This window comes from Longispora sp. NPDC051575, from assembly GCF_040681875.1.
Classification (GTDB): Bacteria; Actinomycetota; Actinomycetes; order Mycobacteriales; family Micromonosporaceae; genus Longispora.
On record NZ_JBFAZP010000010.1, the window covers coordinates 69,691 to 88,680 of the forward strand.

Genomic DNA, 18,990 nt, shown 5'->3' on the forward strand with positions numbered 1-18,990 from the left:
TACAGTCTCTGGCATGACTGACGCGTCTCCCGTCCCCACCTGCTACCGGCACCCGGGGCGGGAGACGTACGTCAGGTGCACCCGCTGTGACCGCCCCATCTGCCCCGACTGCATGACCGAGGCCTCGGTGGGCTTCCAGTGCCCGTCGTGCGTCGCGGAGGGCCGGGCCAGCCAGCCGGCGGCGCGCACCTGGTTCGGCGGCAGCCACGCCGGCCAACTCGGCTACGTCACCATGACCCTGATCGGCCTGAACGTGCTGGTCTTCGTCATCAGTCTGGTGATCAGCAAGGGCGGCGCCCTGGGCGGCGGCAGCCTGTTCGGCGGCTCGACCGTGCTGCACGACTGGTTCGCCGTCTCCGGCCCGAGGTATCCGCTGAACGCCACCCCGTGCGTGGACAACCCGGGCTACCTCTGCGGCGACGGCACCTACGCCCCCGGCGTCGACGACGGCGCGTACTACCGCCTCTTCACCGCCATGTTCCTGCACTTCGGCCCCATCCACCTGCTCATGAACATGTGGGCCCTGTGGGTGCTCGGCCGCAACCTGGAGACCGTCTTCGGCCCGGCGCGGTTCGCGGCGCTCTACCTGCTCGCCGGGATCGGCGGCAACGTCGCCGTCTACCTTTTCTCGCCCAACGGGCTGTCGGCCGGCGCGTCGACCGCGATCTTCGGCATGTTCGCGGCGCTGGTCATCGTGCTCCGCAAACTCGGTCGGAGCCTGGCCCCGATCCTGCCCGTGCTGGTGATCAACGCGATCTTCACCTTCACGGTCAGCAGCATCTCGATCGCCGGGCACGTGGGCGGCTTCATCGCCGGCGGCGTGGTCGCCGCCGCGCTCGCCTACGCGCCGCAGAAGAACCGGACGGCCATCCAGGTGGCCGCGCTGTCCGCGTACACCCTGCTCATGGTTGTGATCACGCTCGTGACGGCCGCAGGCCGGACCTGACCGGGCGCTCGCGGCCCGGTGCGGGTTAGCGGCCGGTCCTGATCCGGCGCAGGTCCTCGACGACCTCGGCGACCGGGGCACTCAGCTCGTTCTGGCTGAACAGGTAGATCTGCTCGCCCGTGTCGATCTCCATCAGCTCCGACCGCAGGCCGAGCCGGCTGCGCACGTCGAGCTTGATCCGCTCGATCTCGCCCCACGGCAGCTGTCGACGGGAGATCCCGGACACGACGGTGACACCCGCGGCGTCGGCGGCGACCCGGACCTTCAGGATCGCGTCCCGGGCGGCCCAGGCCGCGACGAGGAGAGCCGCCAGCACGGACACGGCGAGCCTGGTCGGGTCCGCGGTGTTCACCAGGGCCACCAGGAGGAACAGGGCGGCCAGAGCGGCCTTGCCGGCGAACAGGGCAGGGCGGACCCGCCATTCGCGCGTGGTGAGCTGCTGAGGGGCCTGCGCGCCGGGTGTGGCGGGCCGCAACTCGGGCTGGGAGTCGGTCACTGGACCAGCGTGTCACAGAGATGGCGTGCGACACAGTTATCCACAGGCTGTGGATAACCCCTGGGGAAAACTACACGGCTGTGATCCCCAGGGCGGGCCGTCGAACCTACCGCCAGCGTGAGAACACCAGCAGCGATCCGACCAGCGCCCCGAACCCGATACCGAGGTTCCAGTAGCGGAGGGAGGCCACGGGCCATTCCCCTGCGGTCAGGTAGAACACCACCAACCAGGCGATCCCGAGCACGATGAGCGCGACGGCGAGCGCCGGCACCCATGGTGGGCTCGGCCGGTTGGCCTTGGCCGCGGCGATGGTGGCCGGGTTCAGGTCTGCCGGGGCGGTGTAGACCTTCTTCTTGCGAATCTGTGACTTGGGCACGGTGCTCTCCTGATCCGGACGTCACCAGTTAGCGTAGTCAAGAAGACGCGCAGCACAAGGAGTGGGAGTGTCCAAGTCCACAGAACGTCCGCCCCAGAGCATCAGCCCCGCCCGGGCGCTGCCGTGGCGACGGACGCTCCACCGGGTCCGGGTCGCCCTCCGGCGACGGCCCGGCAAGTGGCGTGGGCCCTGGTCATACCTGGTTCCGGTCATCATGTTGGGCGCCGGTGTGATGTTCGCCGCCAGCGCCACGACGGCCAACGGAACGGACCTTCGTAACGATCGGTCCGTCGAACTCGCCCAACTGTTGGATCAACGACGCAAATCGGTTGACGAGGCCGAAAAGGAGGCGAGCCGGCTCCGACGCGAGGTCGACAGCGGCACCGAGGCGTTCTCCGGCTCCGACAGCCGGATCGCCGAGCAGCAGGCCCGGGCCAACGGGCTGCGCGAGGCCGCCGCGATGACCCCGATGCGCGGCCCCGGCCTCACGATCCGGCTGGACGACGCGCCCCGGCACCCCGACGGCATCCTGCCCAACGGCGCCCGCCCCGACGACGTGGTCGTGCACCAGGGCGACGTGCAGGCCGTGGTCAACGCGCTGTGGGCCGGCGGGGCCGAGGCGATGAGCATCATGGATGTCCGGGTGATCTCCACCAGCGCGGTACGCTGCGTCGGCAACACCCTCCTGTTGCACGGCCGGGTCTACTCCCCGCCGTTCAAGATCGTGGCGATCGGTGACCAGGCCCGGATGCTCGCCGCCCTGGACGCCGCACCCGGTGTGCAGGCGTTCCGCGAGGCGGCGCGGTCCTACGGTCTCGGCTACGACGCGAAGACCAGCGGGGAGCTGAACGTGCCGGCATTCACGGGGTCCACCGGGCTCACCCAGGCCAAGGTCATTCCGTGACCCGGGAACACCCCGACGACGACACGGCGATGCTCCCGATGGTGCCGACCGGTCCGGTCGGGTCGGGCACGCCGGCAGCGCGGTCCGGGCCGGGCCCGTCCGGGAGGTCGGACACCCCGAAGGACCAGGACCCGACGGGTACGGGTGAGGCGCGGTCGTCCGCCGCCCCGATCCGCTCCGTGGCCCCCGCGCCCGCCTCGCCCCCGGCCCGGACGACCTCTCCGGACCACCACCCCGAGCAGATGACCACGATGCTCCCGATCGTGGACACCGCCCCCGAGGGCACCCGGGTCCAGGCCCGGCACGCGGCCGGCGCGAACGTCGTCAAACTGCGGGCGGTCCGCACCGACGAGGGCTACCGGAGCGTGTACGCGGAACTGACCCGCCCCAGCGCCAGCACCATCATCCGCGCCGGCATCCGGACCTTCGGCGAGCTGCTCATCACGTGCGGCCTCGTCGTCCTCTTCTTCGCCGCGTACGAGGTGTGGGGCAAGACCGCCGCGATCAACGACCGGCAGGACACCCTCAGCCAGGGCATCGACCAGGCCTGGGCCGCGCCGGTCGTGCCCACCCCTTCGGCCGGCCCGACGTCCGCGCCGTACCCGGGCACCGCCCTGGCCCGGTTGTACGTGCAGAAGATGCGCAAGGACCCGTGGGTCGTGGTCGAGGGCGTGAAGCCGAAGGACATCGAGTACGCGCCCGGGCACTACCCCGAGTCCGCCGGCCCCGGCAAGGTCGGCAACTTCTCCGTCGCCGGCCACCGCAGCCCCGGCATCTGGTGGGACATGGAGAAGGTCCAGCCCGGGGACGTCATCGTGGTCGAGACCAGGGACAGCTGGTACGTCTACACGGTCTACCAGAACGTGATCGTCAAGCCGAACGCCGTCGAGGTCGTCGCCCCGGTGCCCGGCCAGCCCGGCGCGAAGCCGACGAAGGCGGTGCTGACCCTGACGACCTGCAACCCGAAACTGGACAACTACGAGCGGATGGTCGTGCACGCCGAACTGAGCCGCACCCAGCCGAAGACAGCCGGCAAGCCGGCGGAGCTGGGGTAGCGCATGTACGGGTGGATCTGGCGGAAACTGCCCTTCGGGGTGCCCGGCAAGCTGATCGGGTCGCTGCTGCTCATCGGCGGGATAGCGGCACTACTGTGGTACGTGGTGTATCCCGCCATCGATCCCTTGCTCCCCTTCAACGACGGGCAGATAACGCAGTGAAGATCCTGGTCGTCGACAACTACGACTCGTTCGTCTACAACATCGTCCAGTACCTGGGCCAGTTGGGCGTCGAGTGCGTCGTGCGGCGGAACAACGAGATCACCCTCGACGAGGTCGGCGCGCTCGACATCGGCGGCGTGCTGCTGTCCCCCGGGCCGGGTACCCCCGACCGGGCCGGGATCTGCATCCCGCTGATCAGGGAGTACGGGGGGAAGCTCCCGATCTTCGGCGTCTGCCTCGGGCACCAGGCCATCGCGGAGGCCTTCGGCGGCATCGTCGAACGCGCCCCCGAGCTGCTGCACGGCAAGACGAGCCTCGTGCACCACTCCGACACCGGGGTGCTCGCCGGCCTGCCCGACCCGTTCACCGCGACCCGGTACCACTCGCTGGCCGTCCGCGAGGGCACCCTGCCCGCCGAGATCGAGGTGACCGGCCGGACCGACTCGGGGGTCATCATGGCGCTGCGGCACCGGGAGCTGCCGATCGAGGGCGTGCAGTTCCACCCGGAGTCGGTGCTCACCCAGGGCGGGCACCGGATGCTGGCGAACTGGCTGGTGACCTGTGGTCACCCGCAGGCGCTGGCGCTGGTGCCGGAGCTGGCCGCCGAGGTCGAGGAACGCCGGCTCGCCGCGTTCGTCTAGACCGGTCGGGGCATCAGCCCACCTGTCCTGCCGGCCTTTCCGGGGCCCAGCCAGTCAGGCGAGCCCCGGAAACGGAAACCTTCAGGTCGGGGTGGCCGTCGGGGTCGCCGTGGGCGTGGCCGGCGGGGTGGTCGCCGCCGGCTGCAGGTACACGTTGATGTGGTCGCTCTTCTTCACGAGCGTCCCCGGCTTCGGGCTCGTGCCCGTGACCGTCCCGGGCGTCTTGCCCGTCACCGGGTTGCCCGACAGGAACTCGAAGTTCGTGAAGCCCTGGCTCTCCAGCTGCTGCCGGGCACCCGACTCGGTCTGGCCGATCAGGTCCGGCACCTGGACCTTGTTCCCTCGCGACACCGACACCGTGACCTCGCTGCCCGAGGCGACCATCGTGCCCGGCTTCGGGTCCGCGTCGATCACGATGTCCTTCTGCTTCTCGCTGTCGACCTCGACGAACTTCGGGACCAGCTTGCTGGCGGTCAGCTGCTTCTGCGCGTCCTCCCGGCTCAGGTTGATCAGCTGGGGGACGGGCACCTGGTTGCGTCCGCTGCAGATCTGCACCCGGACCACGCCGCCGACCTTGTCGACCTTGTCCGGCGGGGCCGGCGCCTGGGCCACGACATTGCCGACCGTGCAGGTCTCGTCCTGCACCGGTGCGCCGAGTTCCATCCGCAGACCCTGCTTCTCCAGCTCGGTCCGCGCGTCGGCTTCCTTCTTGCCGACCATGTTCGGCGCGACGATCGTGGTCTTGCGGTTCGCCAGCCACACCCCGGTACCCAGTGCGCCCGCGGCCACCATGCCCAGCACGATGAGCAGCACGATCATCCAGGTGGAGGCCTTGCGCTTGCCCGGGTCGGCCACGGTCGCCGGCACGCCCCGGCCGCCGACCGGGGTGAACACGGCGGTCCGCTCGTCCTCGGCCAGCACGGGGGTGGCGAGCACGGCCCGACCCGACGCGGCCCGGAGCAGGTCGGCACGCATCTCACCGGCCGACTGGTACCGGTTCGCCGCGTTCTTCGCCAGCGCCTTGAGCACCACGGCGTCCACGTCCGGCGGCACGTCCGGGCACAGCGTGCTCGGCGGCTTCGGGGCCTCCCGGACATGCTGGTAGGCGACGCTGACCGGGTTGTCTCCGGTGAACGGCGGGTGCCCGGTGATCAGCTCGTAGAGGACGCAACCGGTGGCGTACACGTCCGAGCGGGCGTCCACGGTCTCGCCGCGCGCCTGCTCCGGCGACAGGTACTGCGCGGTACCGATCACGGCGCTCGTCTGCGTCATCGTCGAGGTGTGCCCCGACAGCGCGCGGGCGATGCCGAAGTCCATCACCTTGACCTGGCCGGCCAGGTTCAGCATCACGTTGCCGGGCTTGATGTCCCGGTGGATGATCTGGTGCCGGTGGCTGAACTCCAGCGCCGCGCAGATGTCGGCGGTGATCTCCAGCGCGCGGCGCGGCTGCAACCGGCCCTCGGCGGTCAGCAGCTCCTTGAGGGTGCGGCCGTTGACGAACTCCATCACGATGAACGGCAGGCTCTCGCCGCTGGTGCCGCGCTCGTCGCCCGTGTCGTACACGGCGACGATCGCCGGGTGGTTCAGGGACGCGGCGTTCTGGGCCTCCCGGCGGAACCGGGCCTGGAACGTCTCGTCCCGGGCCAGGTCCGTACGGAGCATCTTGATCGCCACGTCGCGACCCAGGCGCAGGTCACGGCCCCGGTGCACCTCAGCCATGCCGCCGTAGCCGAGCAGCTCGCCGACCTGGTACCGGCCGCCGAGGAGGCGGGAGGTCATTGCGAGTCCCCGTTCGTTCGGTTTGTGGGCTGCGCCGTCGGGGTCTTCGTCGGCTTCGGGGACGCGGTCGGGCTCGGGTTGCCGAACGTCGGGAAGCCGGTCGGGAAGGTGTTCCCGCCGCCCTTGGACACCTGCACGGGCACCGTGGAGCCCTTGGCGGCCTCGCAGGGCAGGTCGACGACCCGGCCCTCCTTGACGGTGTCGGAGTCGACCGGGTTCACACTGGTCTTCAGGCCCAGTTCGCGCAGCTTCTTCTCGACCTGGTCGAGCTGCTTGCCCTTCAGTTCCTCGCACGGGATCGTGACCATGGCGGGCGCCGCCGAGGTCTTCGGGCCGGCCGTCGGCTGCGGCGCGCTGGTCACCACGGACCCGGGGTCGTTGCCCTTGTCGCCGTCGCTGCCGCTGTTGGCGATCGCGTAGGCGATCCCGGCCAGGATCAGCAGCAGGACCACGCCACCGGCGATCATCGCGATGATGAGGCCGTTGCCCTTCTTGGGCTGCTCCGGCGGGTAGTACGCCTGCTGGGGGCGGGGCGGGGCGGAGACCGGTACGGAGGCGGCGCCCTTCTGGTACCCGCCATGGCGGAGCTCTCCCGTGTTGCCCGGCTGGATCACCGGCGGCACCACGGGCGGCATGACACTCGTGCGGGTCGTGCTCGGCGAGGCCGGGGCGTGGGTGTACCCCGTGCGGCCGGGCGGCGGGGGCATCGGACCGCCGGCGCCGACGGTGCGCGCCGCGTGCGCCATCGCCGCCGCGCTCGGCCACCGGGTCGCGCCGTCCTTGGCCATCGCGACCTCGATGAACTGCCGGATCGGGGCCGGCACGTCGCCCGGGATCGGCGGCGGGGTCTCGCGGATGTGCATCATCGCGACCGCGAGCGGGTTCTCGCCCTCGAAGGGGCGGTGTCCGGAGACGGCCTGGAAGGCGACGATGCCGAGCGAGTAGACATCGGAGAGCGGGCCGGCGACCTGGCCGGACGCCTGCTCCGGCGACATGTACGCGGCGGTGCCCAGCGTCGAGCCGACGGCGGTCAGGTTGCTGCCGGCGCCGGAGCGGGAGATGCCGAAGTCGGTGAGGACGAGAGTGCCGTTCGGGCGGATCAGCAGGTTGCCCGGCTTCACGTCCCGGTGGATGATGCCCTTCTCGTGGGCGGCCTGCAACGCGTCGGCGCCCTGGGCGATCAGGTCCATGGCGCGCTGCGGGGTGAGCCGGCCGACCCGGGTGAGCACGACGTTGAGCGGCTCGCACTCCACGTACTCCATCACGAGGAACGACGCGCGGCCGCCGCCGGGCAGCTCGCTCTCCCCGAAGTCGTAGACCTTCACGACGCCGGGGTGGTTGATGGTCGCCATGGTGCGGGCCTCGTCGCGGAACCGCTCGACGAAGCCGGGCTCCTCGAGCAGCGCGGGCAGGAGAACCTTGACCGCGACGACCCGGCCCAGAACGCCGTCCTCGGCCTTCCAGACGTCACCCATGCCGCCGCTGGCGATCCGCTCCGTCAGCTGGTAGCGGCCGCCCAGCGTGCTGCCTGGCGTCAACATGTCCTTGATACTCCCTTATCTTCCTACGCCGAGCGCAGCGGCCAGCACATTGCCGGCGAGCTTGGTGGCCTCGCCGCTTCCGCCCTCGCCGGCGTTCTCCAGAAAGACGGCCACGGCGATCTTCTGGTTGCCCTGCGTCGCGAATCCGATGAACCAGCCGTGTTCGGGGTTACCCGCGCCGGCCTCTGCCGTGCCGGTCTTCCCGCCCACCCGAACGTTCCTGATCTTGGCCTTGGTGCCCGTGCCGTTCTCGACCACGCTGACCATCATGTCCGCGAGCCCGTTCGCGTTCGCCGGGGTCATCGGCCGGTTGAACACGCTCGGGTCGGCCTTGTCCAGCACGCTGAGGTCCGGAGCCTGGGTCTGGGCGACAAGGTACGGCTTCATCAGCGTGCCGCCGTTCACCACCCCGGCCGCGATCATCGCACCCTGCAGCGGGGTCATCTTCACCGACTGCTGGCCGATCGCGGACCCGGCGAGCACGGCCGGGTCGCCCATCGGGCCGGTCTCGCTCTTCACGGCCTTCAGCGGGGTCTCGTACTCCGACTCGAAGCCGAACGCCCGCGCCTGCTCCTTGAGCTTCTCGGCCCCGATCTGGTCGACCGCGAGCCGGGCGAAACCGGTGTTGCACGACTGGGTCAGCGCCGACTTCATCGTGACCTGGTCCTGCGGACAGATCGAGCTGTTGTCGTTGCGGATCACGTGCTCGGTCTGCGGCGGCTGGTAGCCGGGGCCGGCCGGGATGCTCGTGTCCGGGGTCAGGCCCTTGGCCAGCGCGGCGGCCGAGACGACCACCTTGAACGTCGAACCCGGCGGGTAGTTGTTCAGGAAGGCCCGGTTCAGCATGGGCTGCGCCGGATCCTTGTTGTAGTTCTGCCAGACGTCGTTCGCGGCGACCGTGTTGTTGCCGCTCAACGGCGACGGGTCGAAGCTCGGGGTCGAGGCCACGGTGAGCAGCGCCCCGGTGGTCGCGTCGATCGCCACGACGGCACCCTTGCGGTTGCCCAGCCCGGAGAACGCCGCCTCCTGCGCCTTCTGGTTGATCGTCAGCTGCACGCTGCCGCCACCGGTGTTGTTGCCGGTGAGCATGCCGGTCAGCCGGTTGACGAACAGCTCGCTGGACTTGCCGGAGAGCAGGTCGTTGTTCGCGTACTCGATGCCGGCGCTGCCCAGGTAGACGGCCTTGTAGCCGGTCACGAACGCGTACGCCGGGCCGAACGGGTAGGTGCGCTGGTAGCGCAGGTCGCCGCCGGTGTCCACGCTCTTGGCGATGCTGACCCCGCCCGCGAGCAGGATCTGGCCGCGCTCCTTGTTGTACTCGTCCAGCTGCACCCGGCCGTTGTACGGGCTGTTGCGGTACTTGTCGGCCTGGAAGACCTGGATGTAGTTGAGGTTCACGAAGATCAGGCCGAACAGGACCAGAACGACGATCCCCACCCGGCTCAGTGGCGCGTTCACGGCTTGCTCCCGGGTCGGATGATCTCGGTGTGCGCGTCGTGCAGCATGGCGGGCTGCTTCGACGGCTGGCCGGTCTCCGGACGGCGGGCCGCGTCGGAGATCCGGATCAGCAGGGCGATCAGGATCCAGTTGGCCATCAGCGACGAGCCGCCGGCGGACAGGAAGGGCGTGGTCTGCCCGGTCAGCGGAATCAGCTTCGTCACGCCACCCACAATGACGAACACCTGCAAGCCCAGGGTGAACGAGAGCCCGCCGGCGAGGAGCTTGCCGAACGAGTCGCGCACCCCGACCGCCGTACGCAGGCCTCGGATCACGATCGTCAGGTACAGGCAGAGCATGGCGGTCACGCCGAACAGCCCGATCTCCTCACCGAACCCGGCGGTGATGAAGTCGTTGTGCGACTCGGGGATGATGCCCGGCTGGCCCGCGCCCGGCCCCGTGCCGAACAGGCCGCCCGTGCCGAAGCCGAGCAGCGACTGCACGAGCTGGTAGCCCTTGCCGCGCGCGTCGGAGAACGGGTCGAGCCAGATCTCCACCCGGAGCTGGAGCCGGCTGATGAACGTGTGCGCCAGGACCGCGCCGCCGATGAACGTGGCGAGGCCGATCACGATCCAGCTGACCCGTTCGGTGGCGATGTAGAGCATCACCACGAACATGCCGAAGTACATCAGGGCGGTGCCGAGGTCCTGCTCGAACACGAGCAGCAGCATGCTGAACAGCCAGACGGTGAGCACCGGCCCGAGGTCGCGGCCCCGGGGGAAGTCGATGCCGACGAACCGGCGGCTGGCCAGGGACAGCACCTCGCGCTTGCGGACCAGGTAGTAGGCGAAGAAGACCAGCAGGGCCACCTTCGCGAACTCGCCGGGTTGGAACGACACCGGCCCCAGCTTGATCCACAGCTTCGCGCCGTTGACCTCGGAGATGCTCGCCGGCAGCACGGCCGGAAGGGCCACGAGCACCAGACCCACGAGCCCCAGGGTGTACGCGTACCGCGAGATCGCCTTGTGGTCGCGCACCAGGATCAGCAGCGCCGTGAACAGTCCCACCGCGACGAGGGTCCAGACCACCTGGCGGACGCTCTGCCCCGAGAACACGGGAAAGTCGGGCCGCTGCCGGAGCTTGACCTCGCCCAGGTCGAGCCGGCGGATGAACACCACGCCGAGCCCGTTGAGCAGGGCGACGCACGGCAGGATCGCCGGGTCCGCGTACGGCGCGACGAACCGGACCACCACGTGCGCCAGGAGGAGCACGGCGCTGATCATCGCCGGCAGTACCCAGAAATCGCCGGTGATCTTCTGGACCGCCCCCGCCTCGGCCGCCGCGCTGAACGCGAACACGATGCCGATCGCCGCCAACAGCAGCATCAGCTCCGCGTTGCGCCGGGTCGGAACACGCGAAGCGGTCCCCGCCGGAGAGGAGGGGACTGGTGCTGCGACGGGCGCGGTCAAGGCCGACTACTTTCGGGTTCGACAGGCCGTCGAGGGCTCGGGGGTGGGGGACGAGGCGCTCGGGCTCGCGCTGGGCGTGGCGCCCGGGGTCGGCGACGGCGTCGTCGTCGGGGTCGCGGAGGCCGAGGAACTCGGGGTGGGGCTCGGCACCAGGCTGCCCTGCGGGCTGGGCGACGGCGACGCGCTCGGACTCGGGCTGGCACACAGCGGGAGCAGGTTGTCGTTGTCGACCCGGTCGTCGGTCAGGGTCGCCAGCAGCGCCTGCGCCTTCGCGAGGTCGCCGACCTGGATGCCCTTGCGGACCTTCTCCTGGGCCACCGGGGTCAGGTCCGAGACCTGCCGGGGGCTCACGACGTCCACCTTGGACAGGTCGATGCCGGCCACCGAGCCCGGTACGCCCTTGAAGATGGCCACCTCGCCGTTGTCGGTGGCACCCACGTAGTACTGCGTCTGGGTGTAGAACCACGCGCCGGCACCCGCGCCGGCCAGCACCAGCAGGATCACGACGACCAGCAGCGAGTTGCGGACCGGGTGCCCCTTCGGGCGGTCCTCGTCCTCGATGTTGACGACCGGCCCCTCGGGCGCGGCGGGACGCGGCGGCTGGAGAGCGGCCGCCCGGCCGGCCGAGCTGGTCAGGTCGACGGGCCGGTTGTTGTCGCGGTTCTGCGCGGCCGCGCCGTCCACGATCGGCGTGCCCTCGACGATGTCGCCGTCGGTGACGTCCGCGATGATCACGGTGATGTTGTCCGGGCCGCCGCCGCGCAGGGCGAGCTGGATCAGCCGCTCCACGCACTGGCCCGGATCCGCGAGGGTCCGCAGCGTCTCGCCGATGGTCTCGAAGCTGACCACGGCGGACAGCCCGTCGCTGCACAGCAGGAGACGGTCGCCGGAACGGGCCTCCAGGATCGAGTACTCCGGGTGGACGTCGAGCGTGCCCATCGCCTGGGTGATCAGCGACCGCTGCGGGTGGCTACTGGCCTCCTCGAGCGTGATCCGACCCTCGTCCACCAGCATCTGGACGTACGTGTCGTCCTTGGTGATCTGGGCGAACTCGCCGCCGCGCAGGAGATAGGCCCGCGAGTCGCCGACGTGGACCATGCCGAACCGACTGCCGGAGAACAGCATCCCCGTCAGGGTCGCGCCCATCCCCTCGAACTGGGGATTGGCGTCCACGATGCCGCGCAGCCGCTGGTTGGCCAGGTCCACGGCGCGGCGTAGCGGCTCGACCACGTCGATGCCGGGCACGTCCTCGTCGAGCGGCGCCAGGGTGCCGATCACGATGTTGCTCGCCACGTCACCAGCGGCCATGCCGCCCATGCCGTCGGAGACAGCCAGCAGGCGCGGTCCAGCGTAGACGGAGTCTTCGTTCCCGCTGCGAATCAGACCGCGGTCACTGCGAGCCGCGAAGCGCAATGTCAATGTCATGGCCGTAGCTCTAGTGACGTGCGGCCGATACGAATCGGCACGCCCAGGGGGACGGGGGTCAGTCCGGAGACTTTAGCGCGATCGAGGTACGTGCCGTTAGTGGAACCGAGATCCTCCACGAACCACTGACCACCGCGCGGCACGAGCCGGGCGTGCCGGGCGGACGCGAAGTCGTCGGTGATGACCAACGTCGAGTCCTCCGCCCGGCCGATCGTGATCGGTGACTCGGCGAGCGTGATCCTGGTGCCCGCCAGCGACCCCTCGGTCACCACCAGCAGGTGGGCCGCCCTGCCCTTCTTGCCCTTCGGCGGACGCGGAAGGCCGACCGCACCCGCGCCCACCCCCCGTGGGGCGGCCACGAGCCGGCCGGCGCGTGCCCCGATGAACAGATCACGACGGACGACCCCGACCACGGCGAACACGAAGATCCACAGCAGGACGAGGAAGCCGAAACGTGCTACGGCGAGGACGAGGTCCGGCAAGGTGGCTAACCGTCCACGCGGAGCGTCAGTGAGGTCGTACCGATCTGGATGACGTCACCCGGGTTGAGGGCCACCGCCGACACCCGCTGGCTGTTGACCAGCGTGCCGTTCGTGGACCCCAGATCGGTGAGCACCACCTGGGCGCCGTCGAAGTCCAGCCGGGCGTGCCGGCGGGAGATCCCGACGTCGGGCAGCCGGAGCTGCGCCTGCTCGCCCCGGCCGATGATCGTGGAACCGATCGCCACCGAGTACTGCCGGCCGTCGTTGGAGACCAGGCGCGGCGTGCGTGCCCCTCCACCGGCGGGCGGCGGGGGCTGATAGCCACCACCCTGGTCGAAGCCGCCGGGCGCGGGGGGCGGCGGGTAGCCACCACCCTGGTCGTACCCGGGCTGGGGGGCGCTGTACGCCGGTTGCGGCGCGACCTCACCACCCGTGTAGACCTCGGCCGTGACCCGGAACATGCCCGTGTCCAGACCTTCGCCACGCTCGACCTCGACGATCACGTCGCCGTACACCGTCCAGCCCTGCTCGCCGATGAACTCGGCCTGCGACTGGGCCAGCTCCTGGGCCAGAGCGGCGGCATAGGGGGCGAGTCGCCCATGGTCGTACTGCGAGAGATCGATCACATACCTGTTCGGTACGAGAGTGCGGCCTCCCGCGAGTATGGCCTTGTGTGCCTCCGCCTCGCGTTGCATGGCGTTGAGGATCTCCACGGGGTGTACTACCCCCTTGAAGACCTTCGCGAAGGCCCCTTCCACCAGGCCTTCCAACCTCTTCTCGAAGCGTTGCAGAACGCTCACCGGCTCCTCCTTGGGTCCCGACGTGATGATGGTATCCGGACGGGGCTACCTGAGGACGGGTCGTCTCCCAGAGACATGCTAGAGTTCCCACCGCATGCAGGAGAAACCCCGGTATGGGGTAGGCTCCTCAGGTCGCTTCGGAGTTTGCCGCCGAAGTGTCGCACGTTTGGGGCTCACTAGTAAGATCCCCTACGCGCAGCGGGGATGTGGCGGAATGGCAGACGCGCACGGTTCAGGTCCGTGTACTCGAAAGGGTGTGAGGGTTCAACTCCCTCCATCCCCACCAGCGGTTATGTGATCAGGCCCGGTCTTGCGATCGGGCCTGATCGCGTTTGTCGAGAGTTACCCCTCACCAACTCCGACAAACGCCCGCCGGGACGGTCGTGGAAACACGGGGGTGACGGATGACGGACACCACAATCCCGGTCTCGCAGACAATTTCGGCGAGTTCTACCCGCACCTCTTGTGCGTGATCACCAACTGCGCGGCCTGGCCGCTCTCCCGGGTCCCGAAGCCCGCCGTCTGGCTGTCCAGCCCCTCCAGCTCGTAGGCGTAGGCGCCGGGGGCGAGCTGGCCCGACGGCAGGCTGTAGACGATCCAGCCGGTACTGCCGCCGCTGCGGGACCTGGTCAGTTCCGGCCCGCGCGCCGGGCGCTTGTTCCAGGTCGCGGAGCTCTCCGACCAGTTCGTGCCGAGCTTGTGCACCCGGACCGCCCCGGGCGCGTTCTTCGCCCACAGCCGCAGGTGCACGGCCGAGGCGCACCGGTCCGCCGGCAGGTCGTGCGCGTCGAACTTGACCAGAACCTGACGTTGGAAGCCCGGGGTGGAGGAGTTCGCGCACGGCTCGCCGCAGGTGGACGCGTCGTCCTGGGTGCCGAAGCCGGTCGCGTCGGGGGCGCCGCGCCAGATGGTGGTGTCGTCGGTGGCGGCGTAGGTGGCGGTGACCGGGGGGTTGGCGGGGGTGGTGGCCTGGCCGGGGCTGGCCGGGGAGGGGCCGGCGGTGGGCTCGCCACCTGCGGCTCCGCCGATGCCGCCCGGGCCGCCGGAGCCTCCGGTGCCTCCCGGGCCGCCGGTGCCTCCGTCTCCGCCGTCCGGGCCGGTTCCGGAGTCCTCGCCCGGGGTGGGGGAACTCTGCGGGGACGCGGAGGGCTCGTCGCCCGGCGTACCCGTCTCGTCCGGGGTGTCGTCGTCCTGGGACATGGCCTGGTTGCCGCCGCCGAAGTCCCGGACCGCCCGGACCACGGCGGCGGTTGTGACAGTTGCCACAAGAAGGAGGACGAGGGCGGTCAGCACCCGGACCGGGAAGCTGGTGCGGCGCCAGGCCACGGTCAGCACCCCGGCGGCGAGCTCCGGCGGGACGACCGCGACGGCGGGCTGGGTGGCCGTGCGCCCTGCGGCGGGCTCGACAGCGTCAGGCCCTGCGGGACCGGCGGCCGGCCGCTCGGCGTCGTCGTCCCCGGCGGAACCGGCCGAGACCGCACCGGTCAGGCCGTGCGGCACCGGGGCCACCCGCACGGCGGGCTCCGTCGGTTCCCCGGCCGCGAGCCGGCGCCGGGCCCCCGCCCACCGCTGGACCTGCTCCTCGTCCGCGCAGCACGCCCGCACGAACGCCGCGACCAGCTCCTCGCGCGGCAGGGTGCTGCGGCCCAACGCCGTCGTCAGGGTCGCCCTGGGCAGGACGTCCCCCCGCGCGGCGGCCCGTTTCTCCAACTCGCGGAACGACAGCCCGTGCCAGTCCTTGAGCCGGCGCAGCGCGTCGACGAACTCCTCGGGCGTACCCGGATTCTCCGGACACGGCCGACCGTCTTCCGACATCGAGGCTCCCTTCGCGTCCGGAGCTGACCGAACGGTGGACCGGTCAGTCCGGGGCGCGTCGAAGGTTACGGATCGCCTGGTGTCGGGGCATCCAGCACGGAGTTGAACAAGCAGTACACCCCGGGTGGTACTCCGCCCGGGGTGTACAACCGACGCGGTACTACCGCTCGGCGCGCTCCGCGTTGGCCAGGATCGCCGCGCGCACGTAGACCGACAGGCCCGCGCCGTCCGCGTCGATGGTGGCCGTGAAGCGGGGGTCGGCGACGTACATCTCGGCCAGTCCACGGTGGATCTCGTAGGTGCAGTCGTAGTACCACCGCGTGATGTGCTGGCGGTGCTCCTCCGCGAGGTCCATCGCCTGCGGGTCCCCGGCCGGGATCCCGCTGGTCATCGCCAGGGCCAGCCGCTGGTTGATGCTGGCGGCCTGGCCCTTGATGACCAGCCAGTCCTCCTTGGTGTACGACCTCGTCCGCCGCTCACTCTCCCTGTACGCGTCGGTGTCGCCCCACCGCTCGCGCACCTCGTCCTCGTACCGGGCCGGGTCGTGCTCCCCGAACACCTCGAACCGCTCCTCCGGGGTCATCTGGACACCCACCTGTCTCGCCTCCATCGCGAACTCGACCGCCGCCACCATGTCCTGTAGCCGGCCGATCCGGTGGAGCAGCAGCTCCCGCTGACGCCGCAGGTGCGCGGTCGCGTCGACGTCCGGATCGCCGAGGATGGCGGCGATCTCCTCCAGGGGGAACCCGAGTTCCCGGTAGAACAGCAGGCTCTGCAGCCGTTCGAGGTCCGCGTCGTCGTACCGCCGGTAGCCGGCCCGCGTGCGCCCGCTCGGCGACAGCAGCCCGATCTCGTCGTAGTGGTGCAGCGTCCGCACCGTCACGCCGGCGAACTTCGCCACCTGACCCACCGAGTAACCCATCGTTCCCCCTCTGTCGAGAACCAGCCTGCGGCCTCCCGTGGCGTGAGGGTCAAGCGGCTATTTCAGGATCTCGCGGACCTCCTCGGCCCCGATCAGGAAGCCGTGCACGCCCTGGGCGCGCTGCCGGGTGTCCTCGGCGAGCACGTGGGTGGCCCACGCCTCCAGGGCGAGGATGCTCTTCAGGTCGCGCCGGTCCTGGGGCAGCATGTCCTCGTCCTCCTCGTCGATCAGGCCGTAGGACAGCACCGCCTCGGCGACCGTGCGGCGCGCGCCGTTCAGGTCGTTCCCGCTGTTGTACTGCCAGTGCTGCCCGCCGAGGCACGTCACCCCGTACCACTCGATCTCGCCGTTCTCGGTGTCCGCGGTGGGCACCACGGCCACCTCGTCACCCGTGTCCCGCCGCCAGTGCAGGGCCGGCTTGGCGTTGCCCTCGCCGACGCAGGTCAGGATGATCCGGGCCAGCACCTCGCTGCTCGCCACCTGCGCGGACTCCAGGTCGGGGCAGTCCTCCAGGAGTACCGCGAAGGGGACCGGGCCGTCGGCGTACACCCCGTAGGCGTACGGCTCCTTCGCGCTCTGCCAGGTCTCCGCGCACCACTCGGCCTGCGGTCCGCCGAACGCGGTGAACGTCGGCGGCTGCGCGCCCGGACCGAGCGCCGCGATCATCTCCTCCTTGCTGACAATCTTTCCGCCGTCGCCAAAGACCCACTCGTTCTGCTCCATTTGCGGAATTCTAGGCGCGCGGTCGGGTGGGGATGGGCGGGCGGCGGATTCGGGTGGGTTGGGGGTGGCTCGCAAGGCGCGGGAGCAGCCCTCGGCGCGTGGACCGGGGTCGCAAGGCGCGGGAGCGGGCCCTGGGCAGGTGTGGGTGGTCACCGCGCCGGGTCGGTGTCGGCTCGCCCCGGCGCGTGGACGGTGCCGGTGCCGGGTGGGCAGGTTTCTCCGGCTACTTCGGGACGTCGCCGGCCAGGCGGGCGTGCAGGTGCATGTCGTGCCAGCCGTCCGCGTGCAGCGCCCCGCCGCGCTTGGTGCCCTCGACCGGGAACCCGGCGGCCACGGCCACCCCGCAGGACGCCGCGTTCAGGGTCGAGTGCTCGATCTCCAGCCGGTGCATGCCGAGTTCGTCGAAGCACCACGCGGTGAGGGTGGCCAGCGCGCGGGTGGCGACCCGGCGACCGCGCGCGGCGGGGAGTACCCAGTAGGAGATCTCCGCGAAGGCCTCGGCGAGGTGCAGGCGGCGGAGGCTGATCTGGCCCAGGAGGCCCGAGTCGTCCGTGACCGCCCAGCCCGCCCCGCTCTCCTGCGCCCACCGCGCCGGCCAGGAGGTGATCCAGGCCCTGGCCTCGGGGGCGGTCATCGAGCGGGCGTGCCAGCGCTGGATGCCCGGGTCGGCGTAGGCCGCGCGGACGGCGGGGGCGTCGGCGGGCAGCCAGGGGCGGAGGGTGAGGCCGTCGCCGGTCAGGACCGGGTGCGGCAGGTTGGCGAGGGTGCCGGAGGCGAGGACGGGATCGGTGAGGAGCGGCATGGAAACCATTGTCTGACCGGTACCGGGTTCCCGGGGCCTCGCCTCCGACGTGCCGCCGCGCGCCGGTCCGGAAACGCGGCGTAACCATCACCAGCTCTTGATCTTGACTGGTAACGGCCCGGCGGCGAATCCTTTCCGGGACCGGACACCTCTTATGGGTACGCCGACAGCCCCGTCGGCCCTGACCTGGAGGTTGGCATGACTACCGCCCTCATCGCCTGCGGTGCGATCCTCGTGTGCGTGTGCACCGTCGTCCTGATCCGGAAGCGGCGTCGTGGCTGAGACCCGCTGGCCCGGCGAGCACCTGGTCCTGGCCGCCCAGCGCGGCGACGTCGACTCGATCGCGGCGCTCGTGTCCGGGTCGTACCCCCATGTGATGCGTTTCGCCCATTCGCTGTGCGCGTCGCCGCACGACGCGGAGGACGCCGCGCAGGAGGCGCTGATCATCCTGTACCGCAAGATCGGCATGCTGCGGGCGACCGCCGCGCTCGGCTCGTGGATGTTCCGGATCGTGCGCAACGAGTGCCTGCGGCGGACGCGGACGGCGTTCCGGTTCCGCGAGCCCGCCGAGAGCGCCACGGAGCACCTGGAGGACGACATCCTCCGCCGCCTGGAGGCCGAACGCGTGGCGGCGGCGGTGGCCGCGCTGCCGGGCGAGCTCCGCCAGGTGCTGATCATGCGGGACATCCAGGGCCACCCGGGCCGGACGGTCGCGGACGCGCTCGGGCTGAGCACGGCCGCGATGAAGTCCCGGCTGCACCGGGCGCGGCTGCTGGTCCGGCAGAACCTGGAACCGGCCGATGGATAGCGGTTTCGCGAGTACCTCGGTGCTGCGGCACCTCGCCCGGGGGACGGTCGGGTTCGGCGCCCTCGTCGGGGCGATCGCGCTCATGCCGGCGGTGGGGCCGGTCAGCCTGCTGCTCGCGCCGGTCGGGCTGGTCGCGCTGCGGGGGTGTCCGACGTGTTGGACCATCGGGCTGGTCCAGACGATCTCGAAGGGTCGCCTGGAACGCCGGTGCGTGGCCGGCCGCTGCGAACTGCACGTGCCCGACCGGGGAGGGCGCCCGGGTCCGGGGTGATCACCAGCATTGTCCGGCCCTGGAGGGTGCCGGGCAGGTGAGGACCGGGCTTGGGCGCGGCCGCTGCTGTGCTCGGTCGCGCCCCGGTCCCGGTGGTGCGGCCCGGGGTTGTCCCCGGTGGTGCGGCCCGGGGTTG

Annotated in this window: 20 protein-coding genes and 1 tRNA gene; 8 read left to right on the forward strand and 13 right to left on the reverse strand. The window is 70.8% G+C overall.

Annotation, left to right across the window (positions count from 1 at the left end):
* Positions 1 to 13: 13 nt before the first annotated feature.
* Positions 14 to 946 (forward strand): rhomboid family intramembrane serine protease, encoded by a 933-nt coding sequence (locus AB0M43_RS29410; RefSeq protein ID WP_363729034.1) that lies wholly within the window; start codon positions 14 to 16, stop codon positions 944 to 946.
* A gap of 25 nt (positions 947 to 971) precedes the next feature.
* Here AB0M43_RS29410 and AB0M43_RS29415 read toward each other — a convergent pair whose 3' ends face one another.
* Both AB0M43_RS29415 and AB0M43_RS29420 read right to left on the reverse strand, forming a co-directional pair.
* Positions 972 to 1,421, reverse strand: coding sequence for a PH domain-containing protein (locus AB0M43_RS29415; protein ID WP_363729305.1), 450 nt, complete (start codon positions 1,419 to 1,421; stop codon positions 972 to 974).
* Between the two features lie 127 nt (positions 1,422 to 1,548).
* A complete protein-coding gene (locus tag AB0M43_RS29420) occupies positions 1,549 to 1,818 on the reverse strand; it encodes a cell division protein CrgA (protein WP_363729035.1) in 270 nt (89 codons plus the stop codon).
* A gap of 67 nt (positions 1,819 to 1,885) precedes the next feature.
* Between AB0M43_RS29420 and AB0M43_RS29425 the strand changes: the two genes are divergently transcribed.
* Genes AB0M43_RS29425 through AB0M43_RS29440 form a run of 4 tightly spaced genes read left to right on the forward strand, consistent with a single transcriptional unit; the run spans position 1,886 to position 4,580 of the window.
* Complete coding sequence (locus AB0M43_RS29425; RefSeq protein ID WP_363729036.1) at positions 1,886 to 2,722, forward strand: DUF881 domain-containing protein; 837 nt, start codon at positions 1,886 to 1,888, stop codon at positions 2,720 to 2,722.
* Positions 2,719 to 3,777 carry a class E sortase gene (locus tag AB0M43_RS29430; protein ID WP_363729037.1) on the forward strand — a complete coding sequence of 353 codons (1,059 nt, stop codon included), beginning with the start codon at positions 2,719 to 2,721 and terminating at the stop codon, positions 3,775 to 3,777. The genes AB0M43_RS29425 and AB0M43_RS29430 overlap by 4 nt, the downstream gene beginning before the upstream one ends.
* A 3-nt stretch (positions 3,778 to 3,780) precedes the next feature.
* Positions 3,781 to 3,939, forward strand: a complete 159-nt coding sequence (locus AB0M43_RS29435; RefSeq protein ID WP_363729321.1) for a hypothetical protein — start codon at positions 3,781 to 3,783, stop codon at positions 3,937 to 3,939.
* Complete coding sequence (locus AB0M43_RS29440; RefSeq protein ID WP_363729038.1) at positions 3,936 to 4,580, forward strand: aminodeoxychorismate/anthranilate synthase component II; 645 nt, start codon at positions 3,936 to 3,938, stop codon at positions 4,578 to 4,580. Before AB0M43_RS29435 ends, AB0M43_RS29440 begins: the two co-directional genes overlap by 4 nt.
* Before the next feature lie 81 nt (positions 4,581 to 4,661).
* Here the strand turns inward: AB0M43_RS29440 and pknB are convergent, their stop codons facing one another.
* The 7 genes from pknB to AB0M43_RS29475 all read right to left on the reverse strand — a co-directional run bounded on the left by pknB (position 4,662) and on the right by AB0M43_RS29475 (position 13,540).
* Entirely contained in the window at positions 4,662 to 6,359 is a 1,698-nt protein-coding gene (gene pknB / locus AB0M43_RS29445; RefSeq protein ID WP_363729039.1) for a Stk1 family PASTA domain-containing Ser/Thr kinase, read from the reverse strand.
* Entirely contained in the window at positions 6,356 to 7,900 is a 1,545-nt protein-coding gene (locus AB0M43_RS29450; RefSeq protein WP_363729040.1) for a protein kinase, read from the reverse strand. The genes pknB and AB0M43_RS29450 overlap by 4 nt, the downstream gene beginning before the upstream one ends.
* Before the next feature lie 15 nt (positions 7,901 to 7,915).
* The gene (locus AB0M43_RS29455; protein ID WP_363729041.1) at positions 7,916 to 9,358 is read right to left on the reverse strand and encodes a penicillin-binding transpeptidase domain-containing protein; all 1,443 of its coding nucleotides are present in this window, start codon (positions 9,356 to 9,358) and stop codon (positions 7,916 to 7,918) included.
* Positions 9,355 to 10,722 (reverse strand): FtsW/RodA/SpoVE family cell cycle protein, encoded by a 1,368-nt coding sequence (locus tag AB0M43_RS29460; protein WP_363729042.1) that lies wholly within the window; start codon positions 10,720 to 10,722, stop codon positions 9,355 to 9,357. Before AB0M43_RS29460 ends, AB0M43_RS29455 begins: the two co-directional genes overlap by 4 nt.
* A 90-nt stretch (positions 10,723 to 10,812) precedes the next feature.
* Entirely contained in the window at positions 10,813 to 12,231 is a 1,419-nt protein-coding gene (locus tag AB0M43_RS29465; RefSeq protein ID WP_363729043.1) for a protein phosphatase 2C domain-containing protein, read from the reverse strand.
* Complete coding sequence (locus tag AB0M43_RS29470; RefSeq protein WP_363729044.1) at positions 12,228 to 12,713, reverse strand: FHA domain-containing protein; 486 nt, start codon at positions 12,711 to 12,713, stop codon at positions 12,228 to 12,230. The genes AB0M43_RS29465 and AB0M43_RS29470 overlap by 4 nt, the downstream gene beginning before the upstream one ends.
* A 5-nt stretch (positions 12,714 to 12,718) precedes the next feature.
* On the reverse strand, positions 12,719 to 13,540 hold the full coding sequence (locus AB0M43_RS29475) for a DUF3662 and FHA domain-containing protein (protein WP_363729306.1): 822 nt from the start codon (positions 13,538 to 13,540) through the stop codon (positions 12,719 to 12,721).
* Positions 13,541 to 13,713: 173 nt separating this feature from the next.
* Between AB0M43_RS29475 and AB0M43_RS29480 the strand changes: the two genes are divergently transcribed.
* Positions 13,714 to 13,799, forward strand: a tRNA-Leu gene (locus AB0M43_RS29480).
* 164 nt (positions 13,800 to 13,963) lie between these two features.
* Here AB0M43_RS29480 and AB0M43_RS29485 read toward each other — a convergent pair.
* The 4 genes from AB0M43_RS29485 to AB0M43_RS29500 all read right to left on the reverse strand — a co-directional run bounded on the left by AB0M43_RS29485 (position 13,964) and on the right by AB0M43_RS29500 (position 17,775).
* Positions 13,964 to 15,328, reverse strand: coding sequence for a DNRLRE domain-containing protein (locus AB0M43_RS29485; RefSeq protein ID WP_363729045.1), 1,365 nt, complete (start codon positions 15,326 to 15,328; stop codon positions 13,964 to 13,966).
* A gap of 160 nt (positions 15,329 to 15,488) precedes the next feature.
* Positions 15,489 to 16,250: a MerR family transcriptional regulator gene (locus AB0M43_RS29490; RefSeq protein ID WP_363729046.1), complete on the reverse strand. Its 762-nt coding sequence runs from the start codon at positions 16,248 to 16,250 to the stop codon at positions 15,489 to 15,491.
* Between the two features lie 57 nt (positions 16,251 to 16,307).
* A complete protein-coding gene (locus AB0M43_RS29495) occupies positions 16,308 to 16,973 on the reverse strand; it encodes a hypothetical protein (RefSeq protein ID WP_363729047.1) in 666 nt (221 codons plus the stop codon).
* A 223-nt stretch (positions 16,974 to 17,196) separates the two neighbouring features.
* Positions 17,197 to 17,775, reverse strand: coding sequence for a GNAT family N-acetyltransferase (locus AB0M43_RS29500; RefSeq protein ID WP_363729048.1), 579 nt, complete (start codon positions 17,773 to 17,775; stop codon positions 17,197 to 17,199).
* A 274-nt stretch (positions 17,776 to 18,049) separates the two neighbouring features.
* On the opposite strand from AB0M43_RS29500, the gene AB0M43_RS29505 reads away from it, so the two are divergent.
* Positions 18,050 to 18,583, forward strand: a complete 534-nt coding sequence (locus AB0M43_RS29505) for a sigma-70 family RNA polymerase sigma factor (RefSeq protein ID WP_363729049.1) — start codon at positions 18,050 to 18,052, stop codon at positions 18,581 to 18,583.
* On the forward strand, positions 18,576 to 18,854 hold the full coding sequence (locus AB0M43_RS29510) for a hypothetical protein (protein ID WP_363729050.1): 279 nt from the start codon (positions 18,576 to 18,578) through the stop codon (positions 18,852 to 18,854). Before AB0M43_RS29505 ends, AB0M43_RS29510 begins: the two co-directional genes overlap by 8 nt.
* Positions 18,855 to 18,990: the final 136 nt, after the last annotated feature.

Coding starts and splice junctions, on each gene's coding strand:
- AB0M43_RS29410 (WP_363729034.1), top strand. CDS start 14: ATGACTGACGCGTCTCCCGTCCCCACCTGCTACCGGCACCCGGGGCGG.
- AB0M43_RS29465 (WP_363729043.1), bottom strand. CDS start 12,231: ATGACATTGACATTGCGCTTCGCGGCTCGCAGTGACCGCGGTCTGATT.
- AB0M43_RS29490 (WP_363729046.1), bottom strand. CDS start 16,250: ATGGGTTACTCGGTGGGTCAGGTGGCGAAGTTCGCCGGCGTGACGGTG.
- AB0M43_RS29495 (WP_363729047.1), bottom strand. CDS start 16,973: ATGGAGCAGAACGAGTGGGTCTTTGGCGACGGCGGAAAGATTGTCAGC.
- pknB (WP_363729039.1), bottom strand. CDS start 6,359: ATGACCTCCCGCCTCCTCGGCGGCCGGTACCAGGTCGGCGAGCTGCTC.
- AB0M43_RS29510 (WP_363729050.1), top strand. CDS start 18,576: ATGGATAGCGGTTTCGCGAGTACCTCGGTGCTGCGGCACCTCGCCCGG.
- AB0M43_RS29485 (WP_363729045.1), bottom strand. CDS start 15,328: ATGTCGGAAGACGGTCGGCCGTGTCCGGAGAATCCGGGTACGCCCGAG.
- AB0M43_RS29450 (WP_363729040.1), bottom strand. CDS start 7,900: ATGTTGACGCCAGGCAGCACGCTGGGCGGCCGCTACCAGCTGACGGAG.
- AB0M43_RS29435 (WP_363729321.1), top strand. CDS start 3,781: ATGTACGGGTGGATCTGGCGGAAACTGCCCTTCGGGGTGCCCGGCAAG.
- AB0M43_RS29500 (WP_363729048.1), bottom strand. CDS start 17,775: ATGCCGCTCCTCACCGATCCCGTCCTCGCCTCCGGCACCCTCGCCAAC.
- AB0M43_RS29460 (WP_363729042.1), bottom strand. CDS start 10,722: ATGCTGCTGTTGGCGGCGATCGGCATCGTGTTCGCGTTCAGCGCGGCG.